We start from the raw sequence: 12,237 nt of genomic DNA, 5'->3' as shown, positions 1-12,237 counted from the left end.
CCCCCCATCCCTCGCGCTCTCGTGCCCCGGCACGTGGCGATCGTGATGGACGGCAACGGCCGGTGGGCCAAACAACGCGGCCTGCCGCGCACCGAGGGTCACAAGGCGGGCGAGGCGTCGCTCTTCGACGTCATCGAGGGAGCGATCGAGCTCGGCGTCCCCTACCTGTCGGCCTACGCCTTCTCCACCGAGAACTGGAAGCGCTCCCCCGACGAGGTCCGCTTCCTGATGGGGTTCAACCGCGACGTCATCCGCCGCCGCCGGGACGACCTCCACGCCATGGGCGTGCGGGTCCGCTGGGCCGGCCGTCCGGGCCGGTTGTGGAAGAGCGTCATCCAGGAGCTGCAGGACGCGGAGAGGATGACCGAGGGCAACTCCACACTGACCCTGCAGTTCTGCGTCAACTACGGCGGCCGCGCCGAGATCGTGGACGCGGCGCTGCGCCTGGCGCAGGACATCGCCGCCGGGCGGGTCAGGCCGGGCCGGGTGAAGGAGGAGACCTTCGCCCGCTACCTGGACGAGCCGGAGATCCCGGACGTCGACCTGTTCCTGCGCTCCTCGGGTGAGCAGCGCACCTCCAACTTCCTGATCTGGCAGACGGCCTACGCCGAGATGGTCTTCCTCAACCGCCTGTGGCCCGACTTCGACCGCCGGGACCTGTGGGAGGCCTGCGAGACCTACGCCAAGCGCGACAGGCGGTACGGCGGAGCCCTGCCGAACGCGGTTGCAGAATAATGTCACGTTCCGGGTGACGCCGGCCCGCTGAGAGGCGCACCCGGATGGCCGTCAGGATCGAACGCCTGGGCCCCGTCACCACCGTCGTCCCGTCCCGGCCCGCGGTGGTCGGCGGAGGGTGGCCTCAGGCGCGGCGGCGGGCCCGGTAGGCCGCGACGTGCATGCGGTTCCCGCAGGTACGGCTGTCGCAGTAGACCCGGGAGCGGTTGCGCGACTCGTCCACGAAGACATGGCCGCAGTCGGGTGCCGAGCAGGTGCGCAGGCGCTCCCACTCACCCTCGACGAGCAGGTGGGCCAGTGCGACGCCCAGGTCGGCCGAGAGGTGCTCGCTGAGGGAGGCGCCGGGGGCGAAGTAGTGGACGTGCAGGGCGTGGCCGTCGTGCTCGGTCAGGCGCGGGGTGATGCGGGTGCCGCTCAGCAGCGTGTTCAGCCGGATGACCGCGGTGGCCTGGTCGGGGGCGGTGAAGACCTTGTGGAAGGCCTCGCGCAGGGCGCGCACCTGGCCCAGGTCCGCCTCGCCGAGCTCGCCGACGCCGCTGACCTGCCGGTTCTCCACGAATTCAGTCAGTTGCTCCAGATCGGTCAACTTGTCTTCGCCCCCGGTGGAGGGAGAGGTGTTGACGAGGTCGACCACAGTGGCGAGCGAGTACACCATGTCATGTCCAAATGGCATGTTGCCTCCTGTTGAATGCGGTTCTAACGTGGGGGGCGCGTACGGCGGCTCGCCGTCTCGGAAGCGTATCTCTCCGGCGCGTGTTCGGGGGCCCGTCGTGACCGCACACCGCCGCACCGTCCTGGCCGCCGTGACCGGAGCGGCGGTCATCGCGACGTCGGCCACGCTCGTCCGCCTGTCAGGTGAGCCCGCCGCGATCTCGGCACTGTTCCGGTGTGCCTACGCGCTGCCGTTCCTGGCGATTCTCGCCTGGCGGGAGGGCCGCCGGCTCGGCCCGATGGCGGCCCGGCGGCGCGCGCTCGCCTGGCTCGCGGGCCTGATCCTCGGCCTGGACCTGCTGCTGTGGCACCACAGCATCGACTACGTCGGCGCGGGCCTGGCCACCGTGCTGGGCAACCTGCAGGTGTTCGTGGTCGCGTTCGCGGCCTGGGCCCTGCTGCGCGAGCGGCCCCCCGCCCGGCTCCTGGTCGCCGCCCCCGCCGTGTTCGCGGGCGTGGTGCTGATCTCCGGCCTGTTCGACGCCGCGGCCTACGGCTCCGACCCCCGTCTCGGTGTGATCCTCGGCGTGGCCACCGCGCCGGCCTACGCGGCCTTCATGCTGATCCTGCGCGGCTGCTCGGAGGAGGGCCGCCGGAGCGCCGGGCCGCTGGCCCACGCGGTCGCGTCCGCCACGGTGCTGATCGCTCTGGCCGGCCCCCGGCCGGGCGCCGCCGGTCTCACCCCGCACTGGCCCTCGCACGGCTGGCTGCTGCTGCTCGCGCTCGGGCCCCAGGTGCTCGGCTGGGGGCTGATCACCTACGCGCTGCCCCGCCAGCCCGCGGCCCTCACCGCGCTGCTCCTGCTCATCCAGCCCGCGGGGACGCTCGCGCTGTCCGCGCTGGCGCTGGGGGAGCGCCCGTCGGCGGTCCAGCTCGCCGGGTGCGCGGTGATCGCCCTCGGCGTCCTGTACGGCTCCCGCCCGGAGCGGAGCCCGCGTACGCCCCCGTCCCGAGCCCTGGACGGCGGGGCGGCCCGCGCCGGCCGCCCGCGCCCTCAGGCCCGGCTCGGCACTCCCGCGGGCTTGGCGGCGGCCGAGGAGCAGGAGGCGCAGGTGCCGAAGACCTCGACCGTGTGAGTGATCCCGGTGAAGCCGTGCTCGGAGCCGACCGCCTCGGCCCAGCGCTCCACCGCCGGCCCGGCCACCTCCACGGTCCGCCCGCAGCGGCGGCAGACCAGGTGGTGGTGGTGATCGCCGCTGGCGCACGCGCGGTAGACCGACTCTCCGTCGTCGGTCCTGAGCGTGTCGACATGGCCGCTGTCGGCGAGTGCCTGGAGCGCCCGGTAGACCGTGGTCAGTCCGATCTTGGCGCCTTCCGCGCGCATCTCGGCGTAGACGTCCTGCGCGCTGCGGAAGCCCTCGCTCTGGCGGAGGATTTCATGGACGGCATCACGTCTGTTGCTCATGGGCTGGACTCCTGTGGTCGGCTTCGGCGTACGAATCTACCGAGCCCGAGGGCCAGGACGAACCCTGCGAGGGCCACGATCACGATGATGGCGCCCGGCGGGACCTCGATGTAGAACGAGGAGGTCAGCCCGCCCACCGTGGAGATCATCCCGAAAAGCATGGAGAGCGCCATCGTGCTCCTGAAACCCCGGGTGAACTGCTGGCTGGTCGCCACCGGGACCACCATCAACGCGCTGACCAGCAGCAGCCCCACCACGCGCATGGCGATGACCACGGTCAGCGCGGCGGTGACGGCGATCAGCAGGCTCAGGAAGCGGACCGGCAGGCCACTGGCCCTGGCGACCTCCTCGTCCTGGCAGAGCACGTAGAGTTCGCGTCCGAAGAAGGCCACCATGCCGAGCACGGCGGCCGCCAGCAGGCCGATCACCCACACGTCCTGGGTGCTGACGCTGCTGATCGAGCCGAACAGGTAGGACATCAGGGTGGCGTTGCTGCCGCCCGGGGCAAGCGAGATGAGCAGCACGCCTCCGGCGATGCCGCCGTAGAACAGCAGCGCGAGCGCCACGTCGCCGCTGGTCCTGCCGCGCGCGTGGACCAGCTCGATCGCCACGGCGCCGAGCACCGAGACGGCCACCGCGGTCAGCACGGGGGCGGTGCCCGTCAGGAAGCCGAGCGCCACGCCGGTCAGCGCGACGTGCCCGATGCCGTCGCCCAGCAGCGCCAGGCGGCGCTGCACGATGAACGTGCCGATCGCCGGGGCGGCCAGACCGACCAGGAGGGCGGCGATCAGCGCCCGCTGCATGAAGTCGAACTGCAGAAGGTCGATCACGATGTGGGTCTCCAGTCGAGCGGGCTCGCGGGCTTCTCCTCGGCGTGCGGATGCACGTGGTCGTGGCCGGGCAGCGCGTGCGCGCCGACGGCATGGGGCGGCGGGCCGTCGTGGCAGACGAATCCGTCCCTGAGCACCACCGCGCGGGTGATGAGCGGCTCCAGGGGGCCGAGCTCGTGGGCCACCAGCAGGACCGTCTTGCCTTGATCGACGAGCGTGGACAGGGTGTCGGCCAGGAGCTGCTGGCTCTGGGCGTCCACGCCCGCCGTGGGCTCGTCCATGACGAAGGTGTCGGGCTCCCCGGCGAGGGCGCGGGCGATCAGCACCCGCTGCTGCTGCCCGCCGGACAGGGCCTGGACCGGGTCCGCGGCGCGGTGGGCCATGCCGACGGTCTCCAGCGCCCTTTCGGTCGCCTCGCGGTCGGCCGGGCTGGTCGGGCGGAGCCGTCGCTGCCTGGCGATCCTGCCCGAGGCGACGACCTCGCGGATGGTCGTCGGCACGCCGCCGCCTACCGAGAGCCGCTGGGGCACGTAGCCGATCCGCCACCACTCGCGGAAGCGGGCGGGCGGCGCGCCGTACAGGAGGGTCGAGCCGCCGGAGAGCGGCGTCAGGCCGAGCAGGGCGCGGATGAGGGTGGATTTGCCCGACCCGTTCGCGCCGAGCACGGCCACGACCTCACCGGGTTTGACGGTCAGGTCGATGCCGCGGAGCACCGGGCGGCGGTCCAGGCTGACCTGGCCGCCGCTCATGGTGAAAACTGCCTGGTTGGATGTCACGTGTTGCCTTTACGAGCAGCTGAGTGCCGCCTGAAGTGCGGTGAGGTTCTGGCGCATGGCGGACAGGTAGTCGCCGCCCGCCGGCTGGCTCTCGACCGGGTCCAGGACCGCGGTCTTGGCGCCGACCTCCTGGGCGAGGACCTCGGCGACCTTGGGGCTGACGAGGGTCTCGGTGAAAATCGTAGTCACTTTCTCCTGCTTGGACACTTTCGCCACTTCGGCCAGCCGGGCGGGGGAGGGTTCGGCGTCCGGGTCGAGGCCGCTGATCCCGATCTGGCGGAGCTTGTAGCGGTCGGCGAGGTAGCCGAACGCGCCGTGGCTGGTGACGATGGCGGTGGAGGCGCACTTGCTCAGCCCCCGCGCCAGCTCGCCGTCCAGGACGCCGAGATCGGCGGCGGTCTCGGCGGCGCGGTCCCTGTAGCCCTGCGCGTGCGCCGGGTCGGCGGCGGCGAGCTTCTCGCCGAGCAGGGTCGCGACGGTCGCGAAGCGGGACGGGTCGAGCCAGAGGTGCGGGTCGTAGGCGACCTCGTGGCCGTGCTCCTCCTCGCCCGCGTGCTCCTCCTCGCCGGCGACCGCCGGGAGGGTCCTGACCGCCGCCGCCGCGTCGAAGCCCCGGTCGGCGGCGTGCTGCTCGACCGCCTCGTCCACGGCGGGCTGCACGCCCTTGATGTAGGCGACCAGGCTGGTCTTCTCCAGTCCGGCCACCTGGATCGGCGTCAGCTCCAGGTCGTGCGGCTCGACGCCGGGCTTGGTCAGGCCCGTGACGGCGACGTCGGGGCCGCCCACCCGCTCGACCAGCCACTGCAGCGGATACATGGCGGCGGTGACGTCGGTCCTGCCTCCCGGCGCGCCGCCTGGCCGGGCGGAGTCGGCTGAGCCGGAACCGCAGGCGACGGTGGTGGCGAGAACGGTCGTGAGGGCAAGCAGACCCGCGCCACGCATACGTATACGTCGGGAAAAGTCGGACAACATGTCCACCAGTATGCGTGCAAATGAAAACGGTTGTCAAAACCGTCCTAGAAGGCGCCGAACCGGTCGGCCGCCAGAAGCAGCAGGAAGGTGAGGAGGGCGACGCGCAGGACGCGGCCCCGGACGCCGAGCGAGGGCCACGACATGTAGGCGAGCCAGCCGACGAACCCGATCACCGGCAGCACCGCGAGACCGCCCCAGAAGGACGGTACGGCGAAGCCGACCAGGAGCAGGACCACGAGCGCCACCGGGGCGATCCAGCGGGGAAGCTGGAACAGGAAGACGAGCGGGGCCGCGCTGCGTCTCTCCACCTTCTTCCGCAGACCGGTCGCCCCCGGGGTGAAGAACTGCTCACCGGGCGGGAGCGGACGCTGTCTGCGCTGCTGAGGGCGCTGCCGGGCCAGAGGGTGTGCGGGGCGCTCGCTGCGTTTGTCGGCCACGGCCCGAGCCTAACGCCGGGACGCCCCGGGCGACATGCTCCGGCGTCGCCGGGTCGCCGGGTCGCCAGGTCGCCAGGTCGCGGGTCCGCGGTGCGGCACGGTCGCGCCGGTTCCCGGGAACGCCGGGAGCAGGGGGAACGGCGGGCTCTGGCATGCTGTGCGGATGCTTGCTCTCATCCGTTACACGGTGCCCTCCGGCCAGACCGAGGAGTTCCTGGCCCAGGCGCATGACATCGTCGACACCCTGGCCGGGCAGCCCGGCTACGTGCGCGGCCGCGTGACCCGGTCGGTGGACGAGCCGGAGCTGTGGGCGCTGGTCAGCGAGTGGGAGGGGGCGGGGTTCTACCGGCGCGCGCTGGGGGCCGCGCGGATGGCGATGTATCCGCTGATGACACTGATGATCAATGAGCCGAGCGCCTTCGAGGACGTGGACCGCCTCTGACCGGTCCTCCCCGGAGTGGACCGCTCCCGAGCGGCCTCCGCCGGGCGAGGCGGCGCGATGGTTCATGCGCGCGTCCCGCCCGTCCGACTCCCCTAAGCTGGGAACTCAATCATTCCTCGCCGACCTCCAGCCGGATGGAGATTTTCCCTTATGGCACGCCGTACGGACATCATGGACACCATCGTCAGCCTCGCCAAGCGACGTGGCCTTGTCTATCCCTCCAGCGAGATCTACGGCGGCCTGCGCGCCTCGTGGGACTACGGGCCGCTGGGCGTGGAGCTCAAGAGCAACGTGAAGCGGCAGTGGTGGAAGAGCATGGTGCAGGGCCGTGACGACGTGGTCGGCCTTGACTCCTCGGTGATCCTGGCCCGCGAGGTGTGGCAGGCCAGTGGCCACGTGGACACCTTCACCGACCCGCTGACCGAGTGCCAGGCGTGCCACAAGCGCTACCGCGCCGACCACCTCGAAGAGGCCTACGAGGAGAAGCACGGCAAGCCGGCGGTCAACGGCCTGGCCGACATCACCTGCCCCAACTGCGGCAACAAGGGCTCCTTCACCACGCCCAAGCAGTTCAGCGGCCTGCTGAAGACCTACCTCGGCGCGGTCGAGGACGAGTCCGGCCTGGCCTACCTGCGGCCGGAGACCGCCCAGGGCATCTTCATCAACTACCTCAACGTGCAGCAGTCCGCGCGCAAGAAGATCCCGTTCGGCATCGGCCAGATCGGCAAGTCGTTCCGCAACGAGATCACCCCGGGCAACTTCATCTTCCGCACCCGCGAGTTCGAGCAGATGGAGATGGAGTTCTTCGTCAAGCCGGGCACCGACGAGGAGTGGCACCAGTACTGGATCGACGAGCGCTTCCGCTGGTACACCGACCTGGGCATCAGCCAGGACAACCTCCGCATCTACGAGCACCCGCAGGAGAAGCTGTCCCACTACTCCAAGCGGACCGTCGACATCGAGTACCGCTTCAACTTCACCGGCAGCGAGTGGGGCGAGCTCGAGGGCGTCGCCAACCGCACCGACTTCGACCTGACCGCGCACGGCAAGGCCTCCGGCACCGACCTCAGCTTCTTCGAGCAGGACACCGGCGAGCGCTACGTCCCGTACGTGATCGAGCCGGCCGCCGGTGTCGACCGCGCCACGCTCACCTTCCTGCTCGACGCCTACACCGAGGACGAGGCGCCCAACGCCAAGGGCGTCATGGAGAAGCGGACGGTCATGCGTCTGGACCACCGTCTCGCGCCGGTCAAGGTCGCGGTTCTCCCGCTGTCGCGCAACGCCGACCTGTCGCCGAAGGCCAAGGACCTGGCCGCCCAGCTCCGCCGCCGGTGGAACGTCGAGTTCGACGACGCGGGCGCGATCGGCCGCCGCTACCGCCGCCAGGACGAGATCGGCACGCCGTTCTGCATCACCGTCGACTTCGACACCCTCGACGACCAGGCGGTGACCATCCGCGAGCGCGACTCGATGGCCCAGGAGCGCGTGGCCCTCGACCAGGTGGAGTCCTACCTCCGCCTGCACCTCAACGACTGACGAGCGCTCCTTCCGATCGACGACGGCCGGCGGCCCCACGGGGGCCGCCGGCCGTCGCTTTTCCGCTGTGGCCGGTGGTCCGGGAGCGCCTTGTACACCATGGCCTGAACCCCCGGTGAACGCGCCTGAATGCTGAGACAATTGGTTTATACCAATTGGTTTATACCAATTCTTGGGGCGGCCGATATCGCGGTTGTTTTGACCCCGATTTGAATTGGATTAGACCGCCATGCGGGCGCTGACGTGGGTAAACGCAGTGCATCCGGTTGTGTGACGTTTCATCGGCTTATTCGTCGGTAGAGTCCGAAGGGAGGCGGAACCACGCGTCGTTTGAAGTCGCAGAAGGAGCAACCGTGCCCAAGTACGTTTACGACTTCACCGAGGGCAACAAAGATCTCAAGGATCTGCTCGGCGGTAAGGGGGCCAACCTGGCCGAGATGACCAATCTCGGGTTGCCGGTGCCCCCCGGCTTCACCATCACCACCGACGCGTGCCGCCGGTTCCTCGACGACGGCACGCTCCCCGCCGGGCTGGAGGAGGAGGTCTCCCTGCACCTGGCCGCGCTGGAGAAGCAGATGGGGCGCCGCCTGGGCCAGGCCGACGACCCGCTGCTGGTGAGCGTGCGCTCCGGGGCGAAGTTCTCCATGCCCGGCATGATGGACACCGTCCTCAACATCGGGCTCAACGACGAGTCGGTACACGGCCTGGCCAAGCAGGCCGGCGGCAACGAGCGCTTCGCCTGGGACTCCTACCGGCGTCTCATCCAGATGTTCGGCAAGACCGTCCAGGGCATCGAGGCCGCGCTGTTCGACGACGCCCTCGAGGAGCTCAAGAACGGCCGCGACGACCTGGAGTTGGAGGCGGCCGACTTCCAGCGGCTCGTCGAGACCTACAAGGGCGTCGTCCGGGCCCAGACCGGACAGGACTTCCCCGCCGACCCGCACCAGCAGATGCGCATGGCCGTCAAGGCGGTCTTCGACTCCTGGAACGCCCCGCGCGCCATCCTCTACCGCCGCCAGGAGCGCATCCCCGCCGACCTCGGCACGGCGGTCAACATCTGCTCGATGGTCTTCGGCAACTGCGGAATGGACTCCGGCACGGGTGTGGCCTTCACCCGTGACCCCGGCAGCGGCCACCAGGGCGTCTACGGCGACTACCTGCAGAACGCCCAGGGCGAGGACGTGGTGGCGGGCATCCGCAACACCATGTCGCTGCAGGAGCTGGAGGGCATCGACAAGCCCGTCTACGACGAGCTCATGCAGATCATGGAGAAGCTGGAGAACCACTACCGCGACCTGTGCGACATCGAGTTCACGGTCGAGCGCGGCAAGCTCTGGATGCTCCAGACCCGCGTGGGCAAGCGGACGGCGGGCGCCGCGTTCCGCATCGCCGTACAGCTCGTCGACCAGGGCCTGATCAACCTCGACGAGGCCGTGGCCCGCGTCACCGGCGCCCAGCTCGCCCAGCTCATGTTCCCGCGTTTCGGCAAGGACGCGGACAGCACGAAGATCACCACGGGGATGAACGCCTCCCCGGGCGCGGCCGTCGGCAAGGCCGTCTTCTCCTCCGAGCGGGCCGTCGAACTCGCCGCCCGGGGCGAGGCCGTCGTCCTGGTCCGCCACGAGACCAACCCCGACGACCTGGCGGGCATGATCGCCGCCCAGGGCGTCCTGACGAGCCGCGGCGGCAAGACCTCGCACGCGGCCGTGGTCGCCCGCGGCATGGGCAAGACCTGCGTCTGCGGCGCCGAGGAGCTGGAGGTCTCCGCGAAGGAGCGCAGGTTCACCGCCCCCGGCGGCGTCGTCGTCTCCGAGGGGGACGTCATCTCCATCGACGGCTCCAGCGGCGCCGTCTACCTCGGCGAGGTGCCGGTGGTCGCCTCCCCGGTCGTGGAGTACTTCGAGGGCGCGCTCGACCAGGACGACGAGCTCGTCCAGGCCGTGCACCGCATCATGAGCCACGCCGACGCCTCCCGGCGGCTGGACGTGCGGGCCAACGCCGACAACGCCGAGGACGCCGCCCGCGCCCGACGGTTCGGCGCCCAGGGGATCGGGCTGTGCCGTACCGAGCACATGTTCCTCGGCGACCGCCGCCAGCTCGTCGAGGACCTGGTCCTGGCCACCTCCCCGCAGGAGCGGGAGCGGGCGCTGGCCGCGCTGGAGCCGCTGCAGAAGGCGGACTTCACCGGGATCTTCCAGGCGATGGAGGGCCTGCCCGTCACCATCCGCCTGATCGACCCGCCGCTGCACGAGTTCCTGCCCGACTACACCGAGCTGTCGGTGAAGGTCGCCCTCGCCGGCGAGCGGGCCGACGACAAGGACCGCCGGCTGCTCGCCGCGGTCAAGCGCCTGCACGAGCAGAACCCGATGCTGGGCCTGCGCGGTGTACGGCTCGGCCTGGTCATCCCCGGCCTGTTCGCCATGCAGGTCCGGGCGATCGCCGAGGCGGCCAAGGCCGTCCCCGGCGCCCGCGCGGAGATCATGATCCCGCTCGTCGCCGCCGTCCAGGAGCTGGAGACCGTCAGGGACGAGGCGCGGGCGATCCTCGCCGAGGTCGGCGTCGAGGCCCTGGTCGGCACGATGATCGAGGTGCCGCGCGCGGCGCTGACCGCCGGGCAGATCGCCGAGGCCGCGGAGTTCTTCTCCTTCGGCACCAACGACCTGACCCAGATGACCTGGGGGTTCTCCCGGGACGACGTCGAGGCCGCGTTCTTCTCGAAGTATCTGGAGCTGGGCGTCTTCGGTGTCTCGCCGTTCGAGTCCCTGGACCGCGACGGTGTGGGCCGGCTCGTGCGGATCGCCGCCGAGGAGGGCCGCAGGACCCGTCCCGACCTCAAGCTCGGCATCTGCGGCGAGCACGGCGGCGACCCCGACTCGATCCACTTCTGCCACCAGGCGGGCCTGGACTACGTGTCCTGCTCGCCGTTCCGCATCCCGGTCGCCCGGCTGGAGGCGGGCCGCGCGGCGCTGGTCTGCGCGGACTCCGACACCCGATAGGACGGCTCCCGGCCAGGACGGTCCCTGGCCGGGGACCCCGTGACCGCAGGTCCGGAGTCATCAGGTGTTTCCCTCCCGTTCGGCATGGACCGCTCCTTTAGTGGATAAAATCACTGCACTTATGCACGGTTATGACGAGCACGATCAGGCCAGATGGGTGCCGGAACCCCCCGGCAACCCGGAGAGAGGCCCGTTCGAGCGGGACCGGGCGCGGGTGCTGCACAGCGCGGGGCTGCGGCGGCTCGCGGCCAAGACCCAGGTGGTCGGGCCGGGGGAGACCCTCGGCAGCGGGCAGCACATCCCGCGCACCCGGCTGACCCACTCGCTGGAGTGCGCGCAGGTCGGCCGGGAGATGGGACAGTCGCTCGGCCGGGATCCCGACCTGATGGAGACCGCCTGCCTGGCCCACGACCTGGGGCACCCGCCGTTCGGGCACAACGGGGAGACCGCGCTCAACGAGCTCGCCGCCGGGTGCGGCGGGTTCGAGGGGAACGCGCAGAGCCTGCGCCTGCTGACCCGGCTGGAGGCCAAGGTCCTCACCGAGGACGGCCGCAGCGCCGGGCTCAACCTCACCCGCGCCTCCCTGGACGCCGCGGTCAAATACCCCTGGACCCGCGAGACGAGCCCCAAATACTGCGCCTACGGCGACGACATGGCCGTCTTCGAGTGGATCAGGGAGGGCGCGCCGAGGGGGCGGGTCAGCTTCGAGGCCCAGATCATGGACTGGGCCGACGACGTCGCCTACTCGGTGCACGACCTGGAAGACGCCCTCCACTCCGGCGCCGTCGCGCCGGAGGCCCTGCGCGACCCCGCCGAGCGCCGTGAGGTCTGCGCGACCACCCGCGCCTGGTACGCCCCGGAGGCCGAACCGGGCGAGCTGGAGGACCTCTTCGGCCGCCTGGTCGCCCAGCCGCTCTGGCCCCGCCACTTCGACGGCTCACTCGCCGCCCTCGCCGCGATCAAGGGCCTCACCAGCTCGCTCATCGGCCATCTCTGCCGGTCCGCGCAGATCGCCACCCGGGAGTCCTACGGCCCGGCCGCGGGGCGCTACAGCGCCGACCTGATCGTGCCCAGGGCCACCCGCCTGGAGTGCGCCCTGCTGAAGGGGCTCACCGCCCACTACGTGATGACCAGGGACGCCCACAACGCCAACCAGGCCAGGCAGCGGGAGCTCATCCATGACCTGGCCCACCTGATCATGCTGGGCGCCCCGGGCACGCTGGAGCCCGCCCTCCGGCCCTCCTTCGTCAAGGCCGCGAGCGACGCCGGGCGGCTCCGCGTGGTCGTCGACCAGATCGCCTCGCTCACCGACACCTCCGCCGTCACCTGGCAGCGGCGCCTGTCCGGCCGCTGACCCCGGGGCCGCCGAATCCGCGGCTCCCCGGGGCCTCCGCCCG

The 12,237-nt window shown here is 71.0% G+C and carries 12 protein-coding genes; 6 read left to right on the top strand and 6 right to left on the bottom strand.

The features are described 5' to 3' along the window. Window positions 1-735 (top strand): isoprenyl transferase (locus CA984_RS15635; protein WP_108724581.1); only part of this gene is annotated, 735 nt, incomplete at its 5' end. Window positions 736-859: 124 nt separating this feature from the next. Here the strand turns inward: CA984_RS15635 and CA984_RS15630 are convergent. Next, complete coding sequence (locus CA984_RS15630) at window positions 860-1,408, bottom strand: CGNR zinc finger domain-containing protein (RefSeq protein ID WP_086572662.1); 549 nt, start codon at window positions 1,406-1,408, stop codon at window positions 860-862. Between the two features lie 97 nt (window positions 1,409-1,505). Here CA984_RS15630 and CA984_RS15625 point away from each other — a divergent pair, with 97 nt between their 5' ends. Then, window positions 1,506-2,522 (top strand): DMT family transporter, encoded by a 1,017-nt coding sequence (locus CA984_RS15625; protein WP_086572660.1) that lies wholly within the window; start codon window positions 1,506-1,508, stop codon window positions 2,520-2,522. Here CA984_RS15625 and CA984_RS15620 read toward each other — a convergent pair. From CA984_RS15620 to CA984_RS15600, 5 genes are all read right to left on the bottom strand, one after another. After that, on the bottom strand, window positions 2,441-2,851 hold the full coding sequence (locus tag CA984_RS15620) for a Fur family transcriptional regulator (protein WP_086572657.1): 411 nt from the start codon (window positions 2,849-2,851) through the stop codon (window positions 2,441-2,443). The genes CA984_RS15625 and CA984_RS15620 overlap by 82 nt on opposite strands. Next, window positions 2,848-3,681: a metal ABC transporter permease gene (locus tag CA984_RS15615; protein ID WP_086572654.1), complete on the bottom strand. Its 834-nt coding sequence runs from the start codon at window positions 3,679-3,681 to the stop codon at window positions 2,848-2,850. The genes CA984_RS15620 and CA984_RS15615 overlap by 4 nt, the downstream gene beginning before the upstream one ends. After that, entirely contained in the window at window positions 3,678-4,457 is a 780-nt protein-coding gene (locus CA984_RS15610; protein ID WP_086572651.1) for a metal ABC transporter ATP-binding protein, read from the bottom strand. Before CA984_RS15610 ends, CA984_RS15615 begins: the two co-directional genes overlap by 4 nt. A gap of 9 nt (window positions 4,458-4,466) precedes the next feature. Next, window positions 4,467-5,399, bottom strand: coding sequence for a metal ABC transporter substrate-binding protein (locus tag CA984_RS15605; protein ID WP_242675975.1), 933 nt, complete (start codon window positions 5,397-5,399; stop codon window positions 4,467-4,469). 74 nt (window positions 5,400-5,473) lie between these two features. Continuing rightward, window positions 5,474-5,866, bottom strand: a complete 393-nt coding sequence (locus CA984_RS15600; protein WP_086572647.1) for a DUF6703 family protein — start codon at window positions 5,864-5,866, stop codon at window positions 5,474-5,476. A 163-nt stretch (window positions 5,867-6,029) separates the two neighbouring features. On the opposite strand from CA984_RS15600, the gene CA984_RS15595 reads away from it, so the two are divergent. The 4 genes from CA984_RS15595 to CA984_RS15580 all read left to right on the top strand — a co-directional run bounded on the left by CA984_RS15595 (window position 6,030) and on the right by CA984_RS15580 (window position 12,194). Then, on the top strand, window positions 6,030-6,308 hold the full coding sequence (locus CA984_RS15595) for an antibiotic biosynthesis monooxygenase family protein (RefSeq protein ID WP_086572644.1): 279 nt from the start codon (window positions 6,030-6,032) through the stop codon (window positions 6,306-6,308). Between the two features lie 150 nt (window positions 6,309-6,458). Continuing rightward, window positions 6,459-7,844: a glycine--tRNA ligase gene (locus tag CA984_RS15590; RefSeq protein ID WP_207620890.1), complete on the top strand. Its 1,386-nt coding sequence runs from the start codon at window positions 6,459-6,461 to the stop codon at window positions 7,842-7,844. Between the two features lie 353 nt (window positions 7,845-8,197). Beyond that, window positions 8,198-10,840 carry a pyruvate, phosphate dikinase gene (gene ppdK / locus CA984_RS15585; RefSeq protein ID WP_086572641.1) on the top strand — a complete coding sequence of 881 codons (2,643 nt, stop codon included), beginning with the start codon at window positions 8,198-8,200 and terminating at the stop codon, window positions 10,838-10,840. A gap of 121 nt (window positions 10,841-10,961) precedes the next feature. Further along, window positions 10,962-12,194, top strand: a complete 1,233-nt coding sequence (locus CA984_RS15580) for a deoxyguanosinetriphosphate triphosphohydrolase (protein WP_086572638.1) — start codon at window positions 10,962-10,964, stop codon at window positions 12,192-12,194. Window positions 12,195-12,237: the final 43 nt, after the last annotated feature.

Origin of the sequence: Streptosporangium minutum (assembly GCF_002149035.1) — a bacterium.
GTDB classification, from domain to species: Bacteria; Actinomycetota; Actinomycetes; order Streptosporangiales; family Streptosporangiaceae; genus Streptosporangium; species Streptosporangium minutum.
Note: the sequence above shows the minus strand (reverse complement) of the source record. Positions and strands in the feature narration are given on the sequence as shown.

What these genes read in the sequence shown, in the direction of transcription:
- CA984_RS15595 (WP_086572644.1), top strand. Translation starts at nt 6,030, where the DNA reads ATGCTTGCTCTCATCCGTTACACGGTGCCCTCCGGCCAGACCGAGGAG.
- CA984_RS15590 (WP_207620890.1), top strand. Translation starts at nt 6,459, where the DNA reads ATGGCACGCCGTACGGACATCATGGACACCATCGTCAGCCTCGCCAAG.
- CA984_RS15605 (WP_242675975.1), bottom strand. Translation starts at nt 5,399, where the DNA reads ATGCGTGGCGCGGGTCTGCTTGCCCTCACGACCGTTCTCGCCACCACC.
- CA984_RS15580 (WP_086572638.1), top strand. Translation starts at nt 10,962, where the DNA reads ATGCACGGTTATGACGAGCACGATCAGGCCAGATGGGTGCCGGAACCC.
- CA984_RS15630 (WP_086572662.1), bottom strand. Translation starts at nt 1,408, where the DNA reads ATGCCATTTGGACATGACATGGTGTACTCGCTCGCCACTGTGGTCGAC.
- CA984_RS15620 (WP_086572657.1), bottom strand. Translation starts at nt 2,851, where the DNA reads ATGAGCAACAGACGTGATGCCGTCCATGAAATCCTCCGCCAGAGCGAG.